The organism is Virgibacillus phasianinus, assembly GCF_002216775.1.
GTDB classification, from domain to species: domain Bacteria; phylum Bacillota; class Bacilli; order Bacillales; family Amphibacillaceae; genus Virgibacillus_F; species Virgibacillus_F phasianinus.
Genome location: NZ_CP022315.1, coordinates 236,834 through 260,306 on the forward strand (window position 1 = coordinate 236,834; position 23,473 = coordinate 260,306).

A 23,473-nucleotide genomic window follows, 5' to 3' on the forward strand; every position below is an offset into this window, starting at 1 on the left:
TGGTGAAAAAATGGATGTTAATGTGAAAGTGAAAAGTAACTTACAAATACGAGCGTTCTATCTTTTTTTCATCATTACCTCTATTCAGACCGGTACTGGTATTATGGGAGGACCTAAGTATATATTTGTTGCAGCTGGTCGGGACGCGTGGTTGTCGATTCTGATCGCATTTGTATATTTGTTCTTGGTTATATGGGCGATGTATATCATTTTAAAACAATATACAAATGCAGATATTCTCGGAATCCAGATTGATATATTCGGTGTGTGGATAGGAAAGTTTCTCGGTAGTATTTTTATCATTCATTTAGCGATGAGTCTGTTCACCGTGTTAATTACCTATATCGAAGTAATCCAAATTTTTATTTTCCCTACCTTCCCGGCCTATACCTTAGCGTTTATTCTGCTATTTTTAATTATATATAGTGTGTTAGGCGGGATTCGAGTAATCGTAGGGGTCGTTTTCATTTTTTTTATTGCCATCCAATTTTTAATGGTTTTGTTAATCATGCCTGCATTGCGAATTGATATAATGCACCTTCTTCCAGCTTTTCAAACACCTATTATGGATTTACTGAAAGGGGCAAGAGAAACCACCTATAGTTTGCTCGGTTTTGAAATATTTTTGCTGTTGTACCCATTTATACAAAATAAAGAAAAGATAAAACTCCCTGTCTTTCTCGGTATTGCTTGGACAATTTTTACTTTGCTTATGGTGACTGTCATATCAATAGGCTATTATAGTCCCAAACAATTAGAAACACTGGACTGGGCAACTCTTGGTCTATTCAAAATTGTGTCCTTTTCCTTTATAGAGCGGTTTGACTATATCGTGGTAACTAGCTGGCTAATGGTTGTCCTGCCAAATATGATCTTGCTTATGTGGGGAATCACGTATAGTGTAAAACGCTTATATAAAATCTCACAAAAAATGACCCTCTATATTACATCAGGAATCATGCTAGCCGCCTGTTTCTTTTTTCAAGACACACATTCAATTATTGCTTTAACGTCCAACTTTGCCAAAGTCGCCTTTTGGCTTGTCTTTGTCTATCCCTTTGGATTGCTTCCACTTGTATTAATAAAAAAGAAATGGCGTAAGAATAAGGGTGAATCAATGTGAAGAACAAAAAACTAGCGATTCTGCTAATCGGTCTCATAATCATCTTAACTGGATGCTTACCATCCAAAGAGATTGAAGGCCTTGGCATTATTAATACAAGAGGGATTGATACACTGGACGATGGGAATCTAGAGACAACAATTGTTTATTTTCAGTTTGATAAACAATCAAAGAACATTACTAAAATTGTATCCGGACAGGGAAAGACGGTAAAAGGGGCGCGAACAAATGCCAATTTTAAGACTAACTTTGAACTGACTGCTGGTCAGATTCGACTGGAGATTTACGGGAGGGAAGCTGCTGAAAAAGGGATCTTGCCATACCTTGATACACTGGGTCGTGATGCTAAAGTTGCAGATACGATGTTCCTCGCGGTAAGCGATACTACAGCAAAAGATGTAATAAAAATGGGACAGAAGGATCCACAAACAAATGTTGGCCACTACTTATACCGTTTAATCGAACAATCCATAATACATGATGTAGTCCCCCGGATGACCTTGCAGGACTTCATTCATGCCTTTTATGATGTAGGCAAGGACCCTATTATGCCAATTTTAAAGATCTCAAAAAAAAGACCTTATTTATACGCTGTGGGGCTTTTTAAAAACGATCAGCTTGTCGGTCAAATACCGGCAGAAGATGCTTTTCTGATAAATATGCTTGAGAAAAAGGTTAAGACAACTCAATTGGAATTAGAACTTCCGCTTAAACCCTTTGAGAAATACATCCAAAAACCAGGGGGGAAAAAAAGCGATGAGAAGACATTTAGTGTATTAATCAGCGTATTAAATGGTAAAGGCAAAATGGACGTTGTTGATATGAATAGTCTTACCTTTAAAACAGATATACAAATGGAATTACGCTTACTTGAATTAACAAAAGAAATCAGGATTAAAAGTCCAAAGGTAAGGGCATTATTTGAAAAAGAGATTGAAAAAAGTATCGCAAAACAATATCAGGATTTGTTAGCTAATGTGCAAGAACTTGGTGTTGATCCGTTTGGATATGGAAACGTTTATCGAGTTCATAAAAAGAATGGAGAACTGAAAAGTAAAGAATGGAGAAATATCCTGCCAGATATTAACGTAAAGTTCCATGTCGATGCAAAAATTGTTCAGCATGGTATTACAAAGTAGAAAATACGCCCACAAACGTAATTGTGGGCGTATTTATTACAAGCCTTTAGTGTTATCGGGATGAGAACCAATTCTCAGATTTTCATTCATTTGATCCATATATTTCTTATCTTCAGGTGAAATTTCAAAATCAAATACAGCAGCGTTTTCCTTTTGGCGGGAAGCATTAGTTGATTTCGGTATAACGATTAAATTGTTTTCCAAATGCCATCTAATTATTAACTGGGCAACTGACTTGTCATATTTACCTGCCATTTTAACCAGCGCCGAATCATCTAAATATTTTGCCCGGCCAAGCGGGGACCAGGATTCAACTGCAATATGATGTTCCCGGCAATAATCAACCGTGCTTTTTTGGGTCAGCTTAGGGTGTAATTCAATTTGGTCAACTACTGGAGTTTCATTAGCAGTTTTAGCTAATTCCCCTAAATGATGATCCAAAAAGTTACTCACTCCTATTGCACGTGTTTGCCTTTTTTCATAAACTTTTTCCAACGCCTTCCAAGTTTCCGGGAAAACATCTGGTACTGGCCAATGAATTAGGAACAAATCCAAATATTCAAATCCTAACTTGTCCATGCTCCGGTCAAATGCCTTTAGGGTGTTTTCATACCCCTGATCATCATTCCATACCTTACTCGTAACAAAGATTTCTTCCCGGGGGATCCCTGAATTATGAACAGCCTTCCCAACCCCTTCTTCATTGCCATAGAAACTTGCAGTATCAATATGGCGGTATCCTAAATCAAGTGCGCTTGAAACTGTATCATATACTTGCTCTTCCGGAACCTTATATACACCAAGGCCTAATCTTGGAATAGTAATTCCGTTATGCAATTTCTTTGTACTAGACAAATCCAATATGATCATCCCTTTAAATTTTAGTTATTATTTCCATAATAGCATAGTGAAGCAAACCATCCTAAAAAGGAAACTTCAGTCATTGAACTCTTTCTTTCCTCACTTAAATATGTCGATTTTGTGACTTAGCATATTTTCCAATTGAATCTACATCTTATCCTTGTTATTATAAAATAGTTCACTTATTAAACTATTCATTAATTGAACCTTTTTAGATAAAAGAAAATGAAACTGGCTCAATTGCCAGCGCTTTTGTAATTGGAGGTATTAAAAACTATGGACATATATACGCTAATTAGTCGTTATCAAACTGCCATGAACACGATTTATCGTGGAGTAAACAGTATTTTAAAGGAAAAGATACATTCCGATATTACCACAGACCAGTTTTCAACTCTGCAGTACATCCGAAATCATGAAACATGTACCTCAACGGAAATAGCACATGCTTTTGGGGTTGGCAAAAGTGCAGTTACAGCCCAAATAAACCGGCTATTTGACAAGGATCTTATTGAGAGAAACCGTGATCAAGCTGACCGCAGGAACGTCTACTTGTATGTTACACCTAAAGGACTTAAGCTGGTGGATTTTACCGAAAAAGAGGTATACGCAGTTATTGGGGATCAGCTTTCGCATTTTGATAAAGAAGAGATCACTATGTTTATCCAGTCCATTGAGAAGTTAGCAAATGTAATGGATAATAAAGAAGGAGATAGATCATGAAACAAATTATACGTTTTCGCTGGGTAATTGCTATTCTATGGTTAGCTGTTGCTGCTTCGTTATTTATCTTTTCACCTAACCTGCAGGAGCTTGTCCGCGAAAAAGGGCAAATTACAATACCGGAAGATTCGCCTTCCCAGGAAGCGAATGCATTATTAGAACAAATGTCATCCGGTAATTCGGAAAACACAACAAGTGCCGTGCTGGTTTTCCATGATGATAATGGATTGGATAAAAATGAAAAAGATGAAGTGTCAAAAGCAATTAATCAATTACAGGATAATAAAGATAAACTTGGACTATCCGATATATTAGCATTTAATAAGGATCCAAAAATTGCTGAACAGACGGTATCTAAAGATGGAACAACCATTTTGGTGCCTTTTGATGTGTCATTGGAAGACCAGGAAGTTGATGAATCACGCGAAAAAATAAATCAAACAGTGAACGATATTGAGGTCGAACATCATTTAACAGGTGAAGAATACATTCAACTTGATATTACGAAAAACTCAGAGGAAGGTTTACAACGAACAGAATTTATCACGGTTGGGTTGATTTTAATCATCCTGTTTGTTGTCTTTAAATCCTTTGTTGCACCGTTTATTCCACTATTAACAGTTGGAATCAGTTATTTAGCAGCACAAGGAGTCGTTTCCATTCTAGCCGATACCGTTGGGTTTCCTCTTTCCACGTTTACGCAAATCTTTATGGTGGCTGTCATGTTTGGGATTGGAACCGACTACTGTATTTTGTTGATTAGCAGATTTAAAGAAGAAATTACCCATCAGGAGTCTGTGAAAGATGCTGTATTAGCAACATACAAATCAGCAGGAAAAACGATTTTCTTTGCTGGAATAGCCGTCTTGGTTGGTTTCGCAACAATAGGATTATCAACCTTTTCCCTTTATCAATCAGGTGTAGCGGTTGCAGTTGGTGTAGCCGTTGTACTTATTGCTTTAACCACAATTGTACCTTTTTTCCTGGTTGTTTTAGGCAAAAAATTATTTTGGCCATTTGATAAAAACGTTTCACATAAGGAAAGTAAGATATGGAAATCTGCTGGATTATTCTCATGGGCACGTCCAGTCATTGCGTTACTCATCGTAGCAGTAATCACATTGCCATTTTTGCTAACCTATGACGGTGACAAATCATATAATTCCCTAGAGGAAATTGGGGATGAATACGGTTCTGTAAAAGCATTTAACTGGACTGCTGACAGCTTTGGACCGGGACAAACGATGCCAACAACTGTAGTTCTAAAAACAGAAAAACCCATTGACTCAGTTGAAGACTATCAGGATATTGCAACAATATCACAGGAAATAGCAAAAATGGATGGTGTAGGGCAGGTTCGAAGTGCGACTAGACCAGCTGGCGAAATTATTGAAGATTTCCTCGTAAAAAATCAAACAGGTCAATTAGCTGGCGGCATAGGTCAAAGCACCGAAGGAATTAAAGAAATTCAAAAGGGTCTGGCGAAAGCATCAAAAGAACTGCAAAATGCAACACCTAAACTTGAAGATGCACAAAATGGTGTCGATCAATTAATGGAAGGCACACAATCAGCAAACAATGGTATTGGTGATATTAGTAATGCACTTGCTAAAATCCAAAATGGAATCAAATCCGGTTCACAGGGCGCAGCAGAAATTAAAAGTAATCTGCAAACCATTAAAAGTAATCTTGATCAAACAATCGCCGGAAACCGTAAATTGCTGTCTGGCTATCAGCAGCTTGCTGATGGTCTAGGAAACTTTGGCAGTTCACAAAGTACAAATGCAAAGGACCTTGATCAACTTAAAGGTACGCTAACTAGTGCCAAGGAAAACATTACAGCTAATAAAAAAATTGCCGAGCAATCCAATCCCGATTTAAAACAAAACAAAGAGTTTATTGCAAACTATAAGACATCAATCGCTCAAATCAATGGGACAATTGATGGCATAACTAAATTGCAAGACAAACTCGGAAAACTTGCAGGTGCACAATCCCAAATCCAAAATAAGGTTATCGCACCGCTTACCAAGCTGAATGCTGGATTTAGTGACTCTATCGCTGGTCAGGAACAGCTGTCACAAGGAATTGGCAAGTTAATTGGTGGTATTGAACAATTACAAGCCGGATTAAATAAAGCTGCAGATGGCCAAGGACAGGTAATCAATAATATTCCAAGTCTGCAAGATGGCCTATCACAAATTTATGGCGGTCAAAAAGAATTGAAAAAAGCTTTTGCAGATATGCAGGGACAGTTAAGTCAGCTCTCAACTGGACTTGGTAAAAGTTCGGATGGATTAGAGGAAATTTACGATGGTCTTTCCGAAGTGGAACGTTACCTTGGTGACTTTAATGCAGAAGGCAGCAATCCTGCCGTAGTTATTCCTAAACAGGCTTTAGAAGATGATGCATTTATCGAAGGAACCAAGCCTTATATTTCGGAAGATAAAACGATAGCTAAATTCGATGTGGTTTTGAAAGATAACCCTTATTCATCTGAAGCGATTGCGATGGTTGATAAAATTGATGATACGGTAAACAATGCAAAAGATGGAACTGTATTTGCAAATAGTGATCCGAAGCTGGGTGGAATAAGCAGTACTAACCATGATCTTAAAAATATTTCGGATGAAGATTACTCTAGAACAGTCATGTTAATGATTATCGGTTTATTTATCGTACTGGTAATTATGTTACGGTCGATTGTTATCCCGATTTATTTAATTGGATCACTTGTTTTAACGTATTTCACATCCCTTGGGGTTACCGAAGTTATTTTCGTCAACATACTTGGCTATGATGGATTATCATGGGCAATACCATTCTTTGGCTTTGTCATGTTGATGGCTCTGGGAATTGACTACAGTATATTCTTAATGGACCGCTTCAAAGAATATACAGAAATTCCTATTAAGGAAGCGTTAATCAATTCAATGAAAAACATGGGAACTGTTATTATCTCGGCCGCGGTCATACTTGGTGGAACATTCGGTGCAATGCTGCCATCTGGCGTCTTATCTCTCTTAGAAATCGCAACAGTGGTTCTAACAGGATTATTCCTTTACGCCTTTGTAATGCTGCCGCTATTCGTACCAGTCATGGTTCGGATTTTCGGTAAAATTAACTGGTGGCCGTTTAGAAGATAGATAAATCAAAAACACCCTCATTACTTTAATGTAATGAGGATGTTTTTTTACAAGATCAGAAAGTATAAACCAAAATATGTCTAGCTCCAGCGCCCAGAAGCTGCCGTCATAAGCAATGGACACTACGAACGCTAAACCCATGCGTTCTACGGTCCCTTGCTTATGCGTCCGCTTCTAAACGGGGCGCTTTCGCTTTTCTTATTTCTTACTTACTTCTTTAATGATTTCAATTACTCGGTCTTTGGCTTTTTCACTTTGGTAGGATTCCATGTTGGTTTTCATAACCAATCCCTGCTCTTTTAATTGAAGCAGTTCATTAACTAGGGTCTCTTCATTCATTGATTCTTCTTCCATAACGCGTGCATATCTTTTCTCTGTGAATGACTTAGCATTGATGATTTGATCTCCTCTGCTCGACCCTTTAGATAATGGGACAAGCAGCATTGGAATTCGTAATGACAGAAATTCAAATATTGCATTTGAACCCGCACGGGAAAGAACAAAATCAGTCGCAGCGAATAGATCATTTAATTCTTCGTTAACATATTCAAACTGCTTGTATCCCGGCCGATCGAAGGTGGAATCTGTTTTGCCAATTCCACAAAGATGAATGATTTGAAACTCTTTTAGCAGTTTATCAAGACCTGCACGGACACTTTCATTTATCTTGATTGATCCGCCGCTCCCCCCCATTATTAGTAATACAGGCTTATTATTTGTAAATCCGCATAACGCAAACCCTTTTTTCTTATTGCCCTGAAATAGTTCATCCCGAACAACCGCTCCTACATACTCTGCCTTTTGTTCAGGAAGATAGTTCATTGTTTCAGGAAATGTGGCAAGAACTTTATTGACAAACGGAATGGCAATTTTATTAGCAAGTCCAGGTGTAAAATCAGATTCATGAACCACTGTCGGGACACGCCGTACCTTGGCAGCTAGCACCACTGGTACAGATACAAAGCCACCCTTCGAAAAGATAACGGATGGTCTGGACTTCCCGATAATACGCCAAGCCTGCAGGGTTCCTTTTAACACCTTAAAAGGATCCTTTACGTTCTCCTTGGACATATAACGACGCAGTTTTCCTGTAGAAATTGGGTGGTATGTTACACCATCAAGTTTTTCAATCAGCTGGCGTTCGATTCCATCTTTTGAACCTATATAATTTATCTCCCATCCTTGCCGCTTAAAAATAGGGATAACTGCTAAATTTACAATCACATGGCCTGCTGTACCACCACCGGTAAACAGAATACTCTTTTTATTCATTTATTGAAATTCCCTTCTTTCGAATTACGAAATAACACGGTATAATTGCATTTATATTCACAGCAATCACTTATTTATACTAGTAGAAAATCAAAGAAAAAGGAAGACTTTTATGTATGAAACATCAACGATAAAAGAAAAGCTAAAACTGTTTACAATTATTTTAATACCTATTCTGGTTACCCAAGTTAGCATGTATCTCATGAACTTTTTCGATACCGTCATGTCCGGTCAGGCTGGTGCTGTGGACTTAGCCGGTGTCGCGATAGGTTCCAGTTTGTGGGTTCCCATTTTTACAGGAATTAACGGAATCCTTCTTGCAATCACCCCCATTATCGCACACCTAGTTGGCGCAAAGGCTGACCACGAAATTGCCAGAAAGGTTCAACAAGGTGTTTATCTCGCAACAGTACTTGCAATTTTAGTTGTTGTGGCAGGAGCCTTTTTATTAAACCCTATTTTAAATGCAATGGACCTCGAGACCGGTGTAAGGCATACCGCTAAGTATTACATTATATGGCTGGTTACGGGTATTGTTCCGCTATTCATTTTCAATACATTACGTTGTTTTATTGATGCACTTGGACAAACAAAAATCTCAATGATGATTATTCTAATCTCGTTACCAATAAATATATTCTTTAATTATATGTTTATTTTTGGCAAATTTGGTGTTCCGGCTTTTGGCGGTATCGGAGCAGGTATTGCGACAGCCCTTACCTACTGGCTTGTTTGCTTTATCGCTTTTGGCATCCTATCTAAATTAAGTCCATTTAAAAACTATCATCTCTTTTCCGGCTGGGTGAAACCTTCCTTGGCTGAATGGTGGGAGCAATTAAAGATTGGTATCCCGATAGGGTTTTCGATCTTTTTCGAAACGAGCATATTTTCAGCCGTAACCCTGTTTATGAGTGTTTACAGTACGTATACAATTGCAGCACACCAAGCCGCAATCAACTTCGCATCATTGTTGTATATGATACCGCTCAGTGTCGGCATGGCATTGACGATAGCGGTAGGCTACGAGCTCGGGGGCAAACGCTTCGGTGAGGCCCGGACCTACGGATATATTGGAATTAGTGGCGGGTTATTTATTGCCCTTTTCGCCGGCCTTGTACTTTATGTATTTAATGATATGGTTGCAAACCTTTATACCGATAATGCAGAGGTAGTGGAATTAACTAAACACTTTATCTATTACGCAATATTCTTCCAGCTGGCAGATGCCTTTGGCGCACCAATCCAGGGAGCACTAAGAGGTTATAAGGACGTTAATATAACATTGATAACATCATTCGTATCGTATTGGGTCATTGGATTGCCAAGCGGCTGGTTATTAGCAAACTACACTCCGCTTGAACCATTTGGATATTGGGTTGGAATTATCATTGGATTAAGCTGCGGAGCTGTTGCACTATTGTGGCGGCTATTGCATTTACAAAAAAAACAACGGGCTTACGAATAAGCCCGTTGTTTTTGTAATCTGCATTACAGTCCTAAAATTGCTTTTGTTTCCAGATATTCTTCAATACCAAAGTCGCCCCATTCACGGCCAATGCCGGACTGCTTATAACCGCCAAATGGCGCTGTAAAGTCTGCCGCAGCATTATTTACTGTAATGCGCCCAGCCTTTATGCCATGTGCTACTTTACTTAATGTTTCATGGTTATTACCAATAACATAGCCCGCTAAACCATATACGGTATCATTTGAAATTTCAATCGCTTCATCAAGCGTATCATACGAAATAATGGACATGACTGGTCCAAAAATCTCTTCCTGTGCAATAGCCATGCTATTTTTCACATCTGTAAAAATAGTTGGCCGTGCATAGAATCCTTTATCAATACCCTCAGGTTTGCCAGTTCCGCCAGCAATCAGGTTAGCACCTTCATCAATTCCTTTTTCAATATAGGATTGAACAGTATCCCACTGTTTTTTCGAAATAAGCGGTCCGATAAACGATTTCTCCCGAGGACTTCCAACTGGAAATTTCGGTAGCACATTGAGTACTGCTTCTTCAAATTCTTTCTTAATGGAGGAAGGCACAATAATTCGAGTAGCAGCGGAACATACTTGACCCGTGTTCATCGCAATATGGTTGACAGCTCCTTTTGCCGCCTTCTCAATGTCTGCGTCTTCCAGCACTACTAACGGTGATTTTCCACCTAGTTCAAGCGCAAAGTTTTTAATTGTTTCTGATGCGTTTTTCATGATTTTTTGGCCGGTGGCTACGGAACCTGTAAATGATACAAAGTCGATATCAGGGTGTGAACTGATACCATCACCAATAACATCCCCAGTACCGTTTACCAGATTGAAAACACCTTTTGGCACGCCAACTGCATCAAAAATCTCAGCCAAAATGATTGCCGCATATGGTGTCATTTCTGATGGTTTTAAAATAACAGGACTACCAGCAGCAAATGCACTGGCAATTTTTGTAGTTGTTTGGTTTGTTGGGAAATTCCATGGTGTAATAAGTCCACTTACACCTATTGTTTCCTTCACAATCTTGTGGCCGCCGCGGTCTTCTGAAAACGAAAAGTCTTTAAGGGCCTTTGCAGCCTCGGAAAAGTGCTGATAACCCATGTTATAATGGACCTTTTCTGACATTTTAAGTGGTGAACCAAGTTCATCAGTAATGGTCTCGACAATATCATCTTTCCGTTTCTCGTACTCAGCAGTTATCTTCTCAAGTAACTCAATCCGCTCTTCTTTCGTTGTATTTGAAAAAGAAGGCAATGCAGCTTTTGCTGCCTCTACAGCCTTGTCCAGGTCCTCTCTTGTCCCCAAGCTGATTTTGCCAATAACTTCCTCTGTAGCCGGGTTGATAACATCCATTGTTTCAGATCCAGATGATGCTACCCATTCCCCATTAATATAATGCTTTAATTCGTTACGCATGATAAAATATCCCCTTTTTTTAAACAGTTTCTAAATCCCTCTATATGTTCTTTTACCTTAATTGGCTTATGTAAAACATAGATGATTGAAAGGTGTGAAACAAGTTCCAAGGAATCATAAAGCTTCCGCAATTTCCATTTTACAGAAAAAAACGTTAATTTACAATTTCTTTTACAGTGGTTAATGCTTCTTTTAGCTCAGCGTTTTTCCCAGACTGTTCCAAGGTAAACCAAGAGATCCCCGGAATAAATAGGACAAAGCAAATAACAACCAACATAATAGCCCAGCCAGGAAATGCAGAAGGATCTTTTATCATAACGCCAATAACTAAGGAAATAACGGCTGTAAATACTCCAATAATGAATGGTGAAGGGAAGGTAATCTTGTTGATATCGTCTAAATATGAGATCAAGGTATTCACTTTGATTTTTAATAGTTTCTGTTCAAGTCTATTTAATTCACCAAGCTTTCTATCGAGTAATGGTAAATTACGATAAAAAGCCAGGTTATATTTCATATTGCTGCGTTTCTGACTCTCACTTTCACTGCTCATTATAAGATGATTTTGCAACTTAAACAGGAACTTTTCTGTATCATGCTCTTTTAAAATAGATCTGAGTTCCTTACTGATTCCACTAGATAATTCCAAGATTAAACAACTCCAAAATAGATTTCAGATGCACATGCCATCCTTATCCTATTCTATTGGAGCAGTAAGAGTTTTATAACAGGAATAAAAAAAGAGCGGGATGGTACCCCGCTCCTTTTCAACCTATTCCTCTAAATTCAGCACAATTAGTCGTTCTTCTGTCATTTCTTCGATGGAATATTTGGGACCTTCTTTTCCCCATCCACTGTTTTTCACTCCACCGTACGGCATGAGGTCAACACGATACTGGGAGGAATCATTGATCATCATTCCACCAACTTCAACTCGTTTTGCAACATAAAATGCTGTATCAAGATTCTTGGTAAAGATGCCACCTTGCAGCCCGTATGGCGATTCATTGACATCTTCTATACATGTATCTATATCATGAAATGGAATTGTACAAAGAACTGGAGCAAAAATTTCATCACATACTACCCGCATATCCTTTTGGACATCCGTTAAAACAGTTGGGTAATACACTGTTCCCTCACGTTTTCCTCCTACTACCACTTTCGCTCCATTTTCAACGGCTTCATTGACCCAATCTTCCGCACGTTTTGCTTCATCCTCAGAAATCATTGGACCAACATCAGTATTTTTATCATTCGGATCGCCGACATTCAATTCCTTAATTGCCTGCAATAGTTTCTGCTGGAATGAATCTTGGATGGATTCATGAACGTAGACACGCTGAACGGAAATACAAACTTGTCCGGCAAAAGCAAAGCTCTTTTGCGCAACATTTGCTGCAGCTTTTTCGATATCTGCTTCTTTATCAACAATTACTGGTGAATTATTACCTAGTTCCAGAATTAATTTATTCAACCCAGTATTTTGTTTTAATTTAAGTCCTACTTCAGCACTTCCTGTAAACGTGTAGACAGATATCCGCTTGTCCTGCTGCATTTGTTTACCAATGACTGACCCGGAACCAGCAACCACGTTTAATAAACCAGCTGGCAAGCCTGCTTCTTGAAACAATCTGGCCATTCGTAAAGCAGTTGTTGGTGTAGCACTGGCCGGCTTTAATACGACTGCATTTCCCGCCGCAATTGCTGGACCAATTTTATGTGCAACTAGATTTAATGGGAAGTTAAATGGACTTATTGCTCCTACTACCCCAACAGGCACACGAATAGTAAAAGCCATGCGATTTTCGGATCCTGGCGCCGCTTCTACAGGAACGCCATGACCACTGATACGTTTCGCTTCTTCGGCGGACAATTCAAAGGTCTGTGTAGCCCGATCAACCTCCGTTCGCGCCTGTTTAAGTGGTTTACCAGCTTCCTTGACAATAGAATTAGCAAATTCCTCTTTATTTTCCTGAAGCAATTCAGAAACCTGTTTAAGTATTTTGTAGCGCTCATATGCACTTAATTTGGTTGATTTATATGCTTTTTCAGCGCTGTCAATTGCTTGATCGACCTCTTTTTCACCAGCCTTGGAAACCGTTGCGTAAATATCTTGTGTGTATTTGTTTAACACCTCTATCGTTTCGTCGGCAGATACCCAATTACCATTTATAAATAAATCGAATTGTTCACTCACTTTATCGCTCTCCCTAAAAATAGTCTATACTTTATCTTTCCTTATTCTTTATGATATAAACATTAGAAAAGCGCAAGTGTATGTTTGAAAGCCGACGCTGGAGCTAGATATATTTTATACATTCTTATCTTTCAAGAAAAATATCCGAACTAATCCAAATTCTATTTAAATAATTTGGAATCATAGTTCGGATTTCTTTATGACTGAATCACTTTTGCCTTGGCTTCTTTTTATCTATAAGAACAATCCAACTACTGTGGCTGATAAAATAGATGCAAGTGTTGCACCAATTAATAACTTCATACCAAAACCGGAAACTTGGATTGCTTTTTTGCTGTCAATTGCTTGTACCGTTCCAGCAATAATGCCGATTGAAGAAAAGTTAGCAAAACTGGTCAGGAATACGGAAACAATACCGATTGTTTTCTCTGACATGCCGCCCAAGATTTTTTGGAACTCAAGCATAGCGACAAATTCATTGGTGACAATTTTAGTCCCCATGACACCACCAGCCCTAATTACTTCATCTGGGGCAATACCCATCAATAGTCCGATTGGTGAAAGAATGTAACCGAGAATTTCCTGCAACGTCAGTCCTGAGAAAGAAATAATCCAATTCACAAGCTCGAGTGACGCAATAAACGCAACAAGCATTGCCGCAACAATTAACGCAATTTTTCCTCCATCCAATGCACCATTACCCATTGCTTCAAAGATACTTCTGTCCGTAGTAACATCCTTGATATCTACATGGTCTTCCTCTTTCGGTACTCGAACAGGGGCAATAACAGATGAAATCATTAGCGCACTGAACATGTTTAGTGGCAGCGCAATCAACACATATTGTTCGGGTAAGATTTGTAAATACGCACCTACAATGGACGCTGAGACTGACCCCATAGCTGAGGCGCTGACAATATACAGCCTGTTTTTATCTAGATGCTGGAACTGCGATTTAATGGCGAGCAGTGCTTCAGATTGACCGAAAAAGATACTGTTAACCGCATTAAATGATTCTACCTTTGGCACTCCTGTGATTTTCGAAATAAAGCCACCTACATATTTAATGATTGGCGGAAGAATACGTAAATACGTGAGTACGGATAAAATAGTTGCGAAAAAGATAATGAGCAATAGCACATCAAAAAAGAATATGCTGCCGCCGTCTTTCACCGCGACACCACCCACGATAAAATTAATGCCAACTGTACCAAATTCAATAAGTTTGTTAAAGCCAGCTGAAATACCTTTTATTATTGCTTGTCCAATTTCAGTCTTAAACATGAACAGCGTTATCAACATCTGTGCAACCAGCATAACAATGATGCCTCTATAATTTATATTTTTCTTATCGTTCGACATCAAAAACGCTATTCCGAGGACAACGATGATTGCTAATATTCCGAGAAGAATATCCACGGACTCTAGCCTCCCTTTACCTATAATCTAAATTTGTAAATGCTTACAAATAGTTTTTCCACTACTGATTCTAACAGGTTGTCAGACGTCATGCAAATGAAATTTTATGCAGCTTCTATCTGACTTTAGTTTTACCCAATTTCCTGAATTTAAATAATAGCCAGCCCGCATTTGCCAAACGTAGTAGCATGATAAATTTTGGGTATAATACAAGTTAGCCAAATTAAGAAAGGTCGATTATATGGAATTCCCCGTTATCCAGACAAACTTTTGGGATGGAGTGATTGCTGTTCCATTAGTTGTTCTTATTACACAGCTTTTTAAGATATTTCCAATCCCCAGCAAATTCATTCCGACAATAGCTACGGTTGTAGGATTTACGATCTCTATCTTTTTCAGCCACAGACATGACTTATGGGCAGGTTTATTCATGGGAGGATTTTATAGTGGAGCAGCAATCGGAGCATATGCATCGTTAAAAACTTCCTGGTTAGCCCTTCGAAAACAAGGTGAATATAAAACAAAAGGAAAACCTTATTAGGCTTCCCTTTGTTTGTAAAGTTTCGAATAACTGCTTTTATTAATGTGCTGGAAAAAAAGCCATTTGCAGGACAAAGATGATTCCAAACAAATATAAAATCCAGTGTACATCCTTCCCCTTTCCACTGACCAATTTAAGCAATGGATAAGTGATAAATCCAATGGAAATTCCGGTTGCAATACTGGATGTTAAAGGCATGGTCAGAATAATCGCAAAGGCAGGAAACGCCTCATCAAAGGTTTTCCAATTAATGCGTGCCAACCCTTCCATCATAAAACTTCCGACAATAATTAGTACTGGTGCTGTCATTGCTGGTAAATTTGCAATAGCCCCGATTAATGGGGAGAAAAATACCGATAAAGCAAATAATAGCGCTACGATAAGTGATGTTAAACCAGTTCGCCCGCCAGCTGTAACACCGGATGTTGACTCTATATATGCAGTCGATGGGCTTGTCCCAAACATGGAACCGACTGTAGTGGCTGTAGCATCGGCCAGCAGGGCTGACTTCGCACGAGGCAATTTGCCTTCCTTCATAAAGCCGGCTTGCTCTGCAACGCCAATCAACGTTCCGGTAGTATCAAATATGGTAACCAATAAAAAAGCGAAAACTACCGTATAAAGACTGTTTGCGAACACCCCTCCAATATCCATATCAAAAAATACTGGTGCAGGCGGTGCAGATGCAACTCCCTCAAAGTTTAGCTGCCCCGTAAAAAATGCGATAATTCCAGTGATAATCATACCGACGAAGAGTGCACCTTTTACATTCCGTGCCATTAATATTAAGGTAATAAAAAGCCCGGCTAATGTCAGCAATGTCATAGGCTGATGCAAGTCACCAAACGCAACCATTGTATTCTTATTGGGAACAACGATTCCGGATGACTTCAACCCAAGAAACGCGATAAACAGGCCAATACCAGACGTAATTCCGAACTTTAAAGAAGCTGGAATTGCTTCAATTAATGTTTCGCGTAATTTGGTAAGGCTTAATAACATAAAAATAATTCCTGCTATAAAAACTGTTCCAAAAATCACTTGATAGGAATAGCCTTGTGATGCGACAACACTTGCAAAGTACGCATTCATTCCCATACCAGGTGCAATTGCAATAGGATAATTTGAGAAAAAGGCCATGAATAAAGTTCCAACCACGGCCGAAATGACCGTTGCCATAAATACCTGTTCAAATGGTACACCAACACTCGAAAGAATTGCTGGATTTACCACAAGAATATATGCCATGGTCAAAAAGGTTGTTAATCCAGCAATAACTTCGGTTCGGTAATTTGTATTGTTTTGTTTTAGTTTAAAGAGTTTATTCACTACATACACCTTGCTTTCCGAATGAAATAATCAACATATACAATAATATTCGTTTTTAACCATTAACGCAATATATTTAATTGAATTTATTATGTTAAGGTAAAAAATACAAACTAGGATCAAGGTATGTATAAGAAAAACATATTGTGACAAAGTTTTATCAAGACTCCCTTGGCTCATAAAAATCCCTACTGTTGCTAGGCGTTCAAATTTCATCTTATAAAAAACCCGTTATGGCATTCGCCATAACGGGTTTTTGAAATCTTTATTATCCTTCAAGCAATAAATCATATGGATCTTCAAGCAATTGTTTAATCCGTACTAGGAATTGCACCGCTTCTTTTCCATCAACCACACGATGGTCATAGGATAGTGCTAAGTACATCATAGGACGAACTTCAATGGAGTCATCTGGCATTACCATTGCACGTTTAATAATGTTATGCATGCCAAGAATACCAACCTGTGGTGCGTTAAGTATCGGTGTTGACATCATTGAACCAAATGTACCCCCATTAGTAATGGTGAACGTTCCACCTTGCAAGTCATTCATTTGTAATTCTTTATTTTGTGCTTTCTTGCCTAGGCCGCCAATTTCACGTTCAACGCCAGCAAAGTCTAAGCGGTCTGCATCCCGAACTACAGGTACTACTAATCCTTCTTCAGTTGAAACTGCGATACCAATATCATAAAATTTCTTCAGTACTAATTCGTTTCCTTGAATTTCCGAATTAATTAACGGGAATTCTTTTAATGCGCCAACAACTGCTTTTGTAAAGAACGACATGAAACCTAGCTTCACATCATGTTTCTTCACAAAGTTTTCTTTCCGTTCACTGCGAAGCTTCATTACAGCTGTCATATCAACCTCATTGAAAGTGGTAAGCATTGCCGATTCATGTTGAACCTCGACAAGGCGTTTTGCAATCGTTTGACGGCGACGTGACATTTTAATGCGTTCAACCGGTTTATCAAACTCTGTTTTCTCAGCGCTTTTCGGTTGCTCTTTTTTCGCTGGCTTTTCTTCTTTTTTATTGTTGCTGCCATTTGCTGCTGCATCAACATCCTCTGGGCGAATACGGCCTAATGGATCACGCGGGCTGATAGAGCTCAAATCAATATTTAGTTCACGTGCGCGTTTCCTAGCTGCAGGAGATGCAATAACATCTTGCTTATTGTCTTCTGATTGTTCTTCTTTCTTTTCTTCTTTTTTCGGAGATTCTTTTGGTTCTTCTTTAGGAGCTTCTTCTTTTTTCTCTTCTTTTGGAGCCTCTTCTTGCTCAGAAGAGTCACCGCCAGCTTCACCATTTTCATCTACTTTTGCTATGATATCTCCTACTTCAACATCGTCGCCTTCTTCGCTCACGATTTCCACAAGAACACCAGCAAAATCTGAGTTGACTTCCACATTGACTTTATCTGTTTCCAGTTCAACAACGGGGTCACCTTTCTCAATCTTATCGCCTTTTTTTACTAACCATTCGGCAATAGTTCCTTCTGTAATTGATTCTGCTAGCTCTGGAATTTTAATCTCTTTCACTGGAATCTCCTCCTTCTATCGGTTGTATCGCTTTTTGTACTAATTGGTTTTGCTCCGTTTTGTGCACATTAGGTATCCCAACTGCTGGTGATGAACGTCTTGGTCGGCCAATATAACGTAATGTTTGACCTTCTTGGAGCAAGTCTCTCAAAAAATCATCGACAAACTCCCAAGCCCCCATATTTTTCGGTTCTTCTTGCACCCAAACAATTTCTTCTAAATTAGGAAGTTCCTTGATAACCTTTTCCAATTCCTTTTTAGGGAATGGATAGATTTGTTCCAAGCGCACTGCGCGTAAAAAGTCAAAGTTTGCTTCTGAATTGTCAATAGCCTCTTCAATATCAACCATCACCTTGCCGCTTCCAATCAATAAGCGTGTTGCATTCTTCTTACTTACCTTTAGATTAGGCTGTTGACGTAAAGGCTGGAACTTACCTTCTGTGAACTCCTTAGCCACGGATGCAACACGTTGATTACGCAGCAAGCTTTTCGGTGTCATTAAAATTAACGGTCTGGCTTCTTCACGTCCGCGCATTGCTGCCTGACGGCGGATTAAATGGAAGAACTGTGCCGACGAAGTCACATTTGCAACAATCCAGTTATTTTCAGCACCAAGCTGTAAATAACGCTCTAACCGCGCACTGGAGTGCTCTGGTCCCTGGCCTTCATAACCATGCGGGAGAAGCATAATCATGTTTGACTTTTCGCCCCACTTTGCACGACTTGCTGCAATAAATTGATCAAAAATCACTTGACCAGCATTTGCAAAGTCACCAAATTGCGCTTCCCAAAGCACCAATGTATTTGGTGATTGTACACTATATCCATATTCAAAGCCTAAAACCCCAGCCTCGGATAATGGACTGTTCCGAACATCAAACGAAGCCTTCGCATCTTCAAGACCATGCATCAAGCAATATTTCTCATTTGTTTTAATATCATGTAAAACAGAATGGCGATGTGCGAATGTACCACGTTCAGTATCCTGACCAGTAAGACGGATTGGAATACCATCATTCAAGATAGAAGCATATGCCAGTGCCTCGCCAGCACCCCAGTCGGCTTTGTTTCCTTCTTCCAATACATTTTCACGACGTTTCAGGATTTTCTCAAGCTTCTTAAACCCGGTAAACCCTTCAGGACGATTCTGCATATTCTTGTTCAAAGTCTTCAATGTATCAAGAGGAACAGCTGTTTCAAATTGATCAAGTCCATTTGTTAATTCTTTTGGCATGCTTTGTGCTACTGCTTCACCAGTATCGTTTTCCTTCATGCCTTCGTAGATATTACGCAGGCTTTCTTCAACATCGTTCTTGATTTTCTTAAAACCATCACTATCAACTATACCCTTTTCTTCCATTTCCTTAGCAAAAACGTTAGCTGCCGTAGGATGTTTGTCAATGTTTTGATAAAGAAGCGGTTGTGTAGTTCTTGGCTCATCCATTTCGTTATGGCCATAACGACGATATCCAACCAAATCGATCAAAAAGTCTTTATGAAACTTTTGACGATAATCATAGGCAATCTTGATTGCAGATACACAAGCAATTGGATCATCAGCATTCACATGAATGATTGGGATTTCAAAGCCCTTTGCCAAGTCGCTGGCGTATCGTGTTGAACGTCCATCTCGCTGATTTGTCGTATAACCAACCAGATTGTTTGCAATGATGTGTAGCGATCCGCCTGTTTTATAACCAGGAAGGCCACTTAAATTTAATGCTTCCGCAACTACACCCTCACCAATAAATGCAGCATCCCCATGAATCACGACAGGAAATGCCTTATTCATATCCTGATTTGGATAACCCGATTCTGAACGATCATCCTGTGCCGCGCGGGCGAAACCTTCAACAACCGGATTTACAAATTCAAGGTGTGATGGATTATGTGCTAACGTAATTCGAGTTGTAGTTTCATCTCCATCTCTTACATCCTTTGTTGCACCAAAATGATATTTAACATCGCCGGTCCAACCATAGTTTATGCCTGTTGAACCTTCTGATGGTATTAATTCCTTATCTGGCGAATGGTGGAATTCTGAAAAGATTTTATCGTAAGGCTTGCCTAAAACATGCGCAAGCACGCTTAAACGGCCCCGGTGAGCCATTCCCATCATAATATGTTCAATTTTATCTCTCGTCGCGTACTTAACGATTCGATCCAGCATCGGTACCATAGCTTCAAGACCTTCAATTGAAAAGCGCTTCTGTCCGACAAATGTCTTTTGCAAGAACCCTTCAAAGCCTTCCACATGGGCAAGGCGCTCAAGCAACTGTCTCTTTTCCTCATCAGAAAGTGACATCCGAGCATTGCCTGCTTCAATTAATTCCATTAACCATTTGCGTTCTGCGTCATTATTCACATGATCAAATTCATACGTAATTGTTCCTGAATAATATTTTTTCAATTCCATTATTACATCATAGCCATTGTCGACCCCATTTGGAGCATCTTCCCAAAGCCATTGTGCAGGAATGCTTTTTAAATCTTCTTCACTAAGTCCATATGCGCTCGGCTTAACGAGTTCCGTTTCACGCTGTTTTGAAAGTCCAACCGGGTAAATATCCGCTTCCAAATGTCCATAACGACGAATAGCCTCAACGAGTTTCATAGCTGAGGTTAGTTTCTTAATATCATTTATGGAAGTTGATGCTGATACTGCTTGAGCTTCAACATTATTTGAATGCGTCCATTCAGGGGCTCCATGCTCTTCAAAAACTTCTTTTAAAGATGGATCTACTGATTCAGGATCCTCTTTAAACAAGTCATATTGCTCTTCCACATACCCAATATTTGGACCATAAAATTTTTCCCAGAATCTCTCATTGGATTCTTCATTCTGTGCCACGTCTTATACCCCCATTAGAAGTTAACTTTCTCCGTTGATAAACGGCTTTTTCATCCAGTATTCATTATAGAACTGTCATACGACTTCATCAACTAATATACCCTATTTTATGTTCATAAACAACAAATGAATTGTCTTATTCCGCAAAATATGACAAAACGTTTAAAACATGTCGTATACATGTTAACAACTCGGCAAAAATAATATACCAATGGTTCACATTTTAAAATAAATAGGCTATAATAAAGACATTAAATTTGATACAAGTGGATACATATATATTTAAAGGAGGCAAGCAGCATGACAGTTGACTTGGCATTACTATTAGGAGTAAGTGTGACATTTGTCGTGTCCATCTTTACAGCAGGCCATGATGCAAAACCGGGAGTAGCTAAAAAGGATCAATAATAAAACCGTCATGTTAAGCATGACGGTTTTATTTATCAGTCCATCCTTATTTTAATCCAGCAAAGTCTTGCTGTCTGAGCGCTTCATAAATAATAATTGCGGCGGTATTTGACAAATTTAATGATCGGACTTTCTCATTCATGTGGATGCGTAAGCACTTATCTTCTTTTCCTTCCAATAAATGCTTTGGAATCCCATCGGTCTCACGTCCAAACACAAAAAACAAATCCTCATCGACCTTACTGTAATCATAATCGGTATAATGCTTTGTACCAAAGTTTTCAATATAATAGTAATTTCCATTTGGATATGTACGATATAATTCATCGATTGATTCATATTCACGAATATCAACGTGTTTCCAATAATCAAGTCCAGCCCGCCTCAGCATTTTATCTTCCGTGGAAAATCCAAGCGGATGGATCAAATGCAGGGTTGTATCTGTCGCCAGGCAGGTTCTTGCTATATTACCCGTGTTTGCGGGAATTTCTGGTTGAAATAAAACTACATGTAAACTCACATTCATTCTCCTTCTTCTTTAATAACTACATAAGTATATCACTTACTCCCCAATCCGAAAAAATTTATATGCAATATTTGGTGTCCAGGCTGTTGAGTCTTCGTAAGACCAATAGCGATGTGTACTATTAGATGTATGTGCATTAACAAGTGGTTCTCCATTACCATCCTTTGCAACAACAATTGTATTATGATTCCATCTGCCATCACCTTCAAAATCATAGCATATAACGTCCCCTGGAATGAGATCCGTTGCCGCTTCCATTTCTTTCCCTTTAAGTCCGGATGATGACCCACTTAAATACCATCTGAGTGAATGGGCAACTGCCCAGCTGAAACTCCAGTTAGAAGCGCCATACCACCATCCCCTGCCTCGATTGGGGGCGCCAGTCATTGGTGCGCCGCCAGCATGAAGACATTGGGATATATAATTCGTACAGTCTACATCAAACTGCCGGTAAGCAGGATTATAACTGTTCCACCAATGATTCGCATATTTAATAGCTGCGAGACGGTCGTAATTAAACCGGACGTCATTGATGGCTGAATTTGATAATTCAGGTTCGCGTGTCACTAATTCATGTGGTTGTTCCATTTCTCTTACCTTATGGTTACTTATCGAATTGTTCTGTAATTCAAATTGATACGGGATATGCTGTTCTTCCTGGTAAAGATTACCACCCTGCTTCATCAGCATTTTTAAGTGAAGAAGATATTGAAGCTGTTGTTTCCCCTCGTAACGCAATTCCTGATGCAAATGACCTTCCCCCTGAATTCGTACAATGGTAACACCCCGTTTTTCACAAAGGGCCTTTTTCCTTGTCCACCAGTTATCTTCCTGGTGTTCCCGCTGAAAAAAGTCCTGCCAATAATCCACCAATTTTTCCATAATAAACCCCTCCCCATATTAGTGTATGGGGAGGGGCTTGCCTAAATTGATAAAAAGATTCCCTAAGTAATGTTTTAGATATGTTTTTCATGGGCGAGTAAATATTCCTTTTTATCCAGACCACCATTGTATCCGACCATCTGCCCTCCGACACCAATTACACGGTGGCAGGGCACGATGATGGAAAACGGATTCTTATTTACTGCTCCCCCAACAGCCCGGACAGCCTTCGGATTACCAATAGCAACAGCTATATCTTTGTAAGATCTCGTTTCCCCATATGGAATGTTATCGACTAGAGCTTGCCATACCTTTTGCTGAAAAGGTGTTCCATTAAATTCAAAATCAAGTGTGAAGTCTCGTTTTTGTTCATTAAAATATGCTTGAAGCTGGTTTATGACAGGTTCCATTTTGTCTTCGGAATGAATAAATGCTACATCGCCAAAATATCGTATCAGCCATTTATCCATTTGATCACCTCTGTCCTTCAATTCGCCATATTCGATTCGTACAAGTTTTTCCCCATTGCTTATTAGTGTAAGTATACCAATTGGTGAATCCATTTCATCGTAATAAAGACGTACTTGTTCCATTTCTTATCTCCCC

General features: G+C 39.1%; 18 protein-coding genes. 6 read left to right on the forward strand and 12 right to left on the reverse strand.

From position 1 onward, the window contains the following. Positions 1-10: 10 nt before the first annotated feature. On the forward strand, positions 11-1,123 hold the full coding sequence (locus CFK37_RS01175) for a GerAB/ArcD/ProY family transporter (RefSeq protein WP_089060195.1): 1,113 nt from the start codon (positions 11-13) through the stop codon (positions 1,121-1,123). Further along, positions 1,120-2,262, forward strand: coding sequence for a Ger(x)C family spore germination protein (locus CFK37_RS01180; RefSeq protein ID WP_157724773.1), 1,143 nt, complete (start codon positions 1,120-1,122; stop codon positions 2,260-2,262). The genes CFK37_RS01175 and CFK37_RS01180 overlap by 4 nt, the downstream gene beginning before the upstream one ends. Positions 2,263-2,298: 36 nt before the next feature. On the opposite strand, the gene CFK37_RS01185 is transcribed toward CFK37_RS01180, so the two are convergent. Continuing rightward, the gene (locus CFK37_RS01185; protein ID WP_157724774.1) at positions 2,299-3,132 is read right to left on the reverse strand and encodes an aldo/keto reductase; all 834 of its coding nucleotides are present in this window, start codon (positions 3,130-3,132) and stop codon (positions 2,299-2,301) included. A gap of 267 nt (positions 3,133-3,399) precedes the next feature. Here CFK37_RS01185 and CFK37_RS01190 point away from each other — a divergent pair, with 267 nt between their 5' ends. Then, entirely contained in the window at positions 3,400-3,846 is a 447-nt protein-coding gene (locus tag CFK37_RS01190; protein ID WP_089060198.1) for a MarR family winged helix-turn-helix transcriptional regulator, read from the forward strand. Next, positions 3,843-6,992 carry an MMPL family transporter gene (locus CFK37_RS01195; protein ID WP_089060199.1) on the forward strand — a complete coding sequence of 1,050 codons (3,150 nt, stop codon included), beginning with the start codon at positions 3,843-3,845 and terminating at the stop codon, positions 6,990-6,992. The genes CFK37_RS01190 and CFK37_RS01195 overlap by 4 nt, the downstream gene beginning before the upstream one ends. A 198-nt stretch (positions 6,993-7,190) precedes the next feature. On the opposite strand, the gene CFK37_RS01200 is transcribed toward CFK37_RS01195, so the two are convergent. After that, positions 7,191-8,264, reverse strand: coding sequence for an undecaprenyldiphospho-muramoylpentapeptide beta-N-acetylglucosaminyltransferase (locus CFK37_RS01200; RefSeq protein ID WP_089060200.1), 1,074 nt, complete (start codon positions 8,262-8,264; stop codon positions 7,191-7,193). A gap of 112 nt (positions 8,265-8,376) precedes the next feature. On the opposite strand from CFK37_RS01200, the gene CFK37_RS01205 reads away from it, so the two are divergent. Beyond that, on the forward strand, positions 8,377-9,729 hold the full coding sequence (locus CFK37_RS01205; protein ID WP_089060201.1) for an MATE family efflux transporter: 1,353 nt from the start codon (positions 8,377-8,379) through the stop codon (positions 9,727-9,729). A gap of 23 nt (positions 9,730-9,752) precedes the next feature. Here CFK37_RS01205 and CFK37_RS01210 read toward each other — a convergent pair whose 3' ends face one another. The 4 genes from CFK37_RS01210 to CFK37_RS01225 all read right to left on the reverse strand — a co-directional run bounded on the left by CFK37_RS01210 (position 9,753) and on the right by CFK37_RS01225 (position 14,790). Further along, positions 9,753-11,171, reverse strand: a complete 1,419-nt coding sequence (locus tag CFK37_RS01210) for an aldehyde dehydrogenase family protein (protein WP_089060202.1) — start codon at positions 11,169-11,171, stop codon at positions 9,753-9,755. 154 nt (positions 11,172-11,325) lie between these two features. After that, positions 11,326-11,820 carry a hypothetical protein gene (locus tag CFK37_RS01215; RefSeq protein ID WP_089060203.1) on the reverse strand — a complete coding sequence of 165 codons (495 nt, stop codon included), beginning with the start codon at positions 11,818-11,820 and terminating at the stop codon, positions 11,326-11,328. 123 nt (positions 11,821-11,943) lie between these two features. Then, complete coding sequence (locus tag CFK37_RS01220; protein WP_089060204.1) at positions 11,944-13,371, reverse strand: aldehyde dehydrogenase family protein; 1,428 nt, start codon at positions 13,369-13,371, stop codon at positions 11,944-11,946. A 234-nt stretch (positions 13,372-13,605) separates the two neighbouring features. Next, positions 13,606-14,790 carry a NupC/NupG family nucleoside CNT transporter gene (locus CFK37_RS01225; protein ID WP_089060205.1) on the reverse strand — a complete coding sequence of 395 codons (1,185 nt, stop codon included), beginning with the start codon at positions 14,788-14,790 and terminating at the stop codon, positions 13,606-13,608. A gap of 241 nt (positions 14,791-15,031) precedes the next feature. On the opposite strand from CFK37_RS01225, the gene CFK37_RS01230 reads away from it, so the two are divergent. After that, the gene (locus tag CFK37_RS01230; RefSeq protein ID WP_089060206.1) at positions 15,032-15,331 is read left to right on the forward strand and encodes a hypothetical protein; all 300 of its coding nucleotides are present in this window, start codon (positions 15,032-15,034) and stop codon (positions 15,329-15,331) included. A 39-nt stretch (positions 15,332-15,370) separates the two neighbouring features. Here CFK37_RS01230 and CFK37_RS01235 read toward each other — a convergent pair whose 3' ends face one another. The 6 genes from CFK37_RS01235 to CFK37_RS01260 form a co-directional block, all read right to left on the reverse strand. Next, complete coding sequence (locus CFK37_RS01235) at positions 15,371-16,660, reverse strand: NCS2 family permease (RefSeq protein WP_172840436.1); 1,290 nt, start codon at positions 16,658-16,660, stop codon at positions 15,371-15,373. Between the two features lie 268 nt (positions 16,661-16,928). Beyond that, positions 16,929-18,200: a 2-oxoglutarate dehydrogenase complex dihydrolipoyllysine-residue succinyltransferase gene (gene odhB, locus CFK37_RS01240; RefSeq protein ID WP_089060208.1), complete on the reverse strand. Its 1,272-nt coding sequence runs from the start codon at positions 18,198-18,200 to the stop codon at positions 16,929-16,931. After that, positions 18,187-21,051 carry a 2-oxoglutarate dehydrogenase E1 component gene (locus tag CFK37_RS01245; protein ID WP_089060209.1) on the reverse strand — a complete coding sequence of 955 codons (2,865 nt, stop codon included), beginning with the start codon at positions 21,049-21,051 and terminating at the stop codon, positions 18,187-18,189. Before CFK37_RS01245 ends, odhB begins: the two co-directional genes overlap by 14 nt. A gap of 454 nt (positions 21,052-21,505) precedes the next feature. Continuing rightward, positions 21,506-21,979 carry a tRNA (uridine(34)/cytosine(34)/5-carboxymethylaminomethyluridine(34)-2'-O)-methyltransferase TrmL gene (gene trmL / locus CFK37_RS01250; RefSeq protein WP_089060210.1) on the reverse strand — a complete coding sequence of 158 codons (474 nt, stop codon included), beginning with the start codon at positions 21,977-21,979 and terminating at the stop codon, positions 21,506-21,508. A gap of 42 nt (positions 21,980-22,021) precedes the next feature. Further along, positions 22,022-22,867, reverse strand: coding sequence for an amidase domain-containing protein (locus CFK37_RS01255; RefSeq protein WP_089060211.1), 846 nt, complete (start codon positions 22,865-22,867; stop codon positions 22,022-22,024). Between the two features lie 74 nt (positions 22,868-22,941). Continuing rightward, complete coding sequence (locus tag CFK37_RS01260) at positions 22,942-23,460, reverse strand: methylated-DNA--[protein]-cysteine S-methyltransferase (RefSeq protein WP_089060212.1); 519 nt, start codon at positions 23,458-23,460, stop codon at positions 22,942-22,944. Between the last annotated feature and the right edge of the window lie 13 nt (positions 23,461-23,473).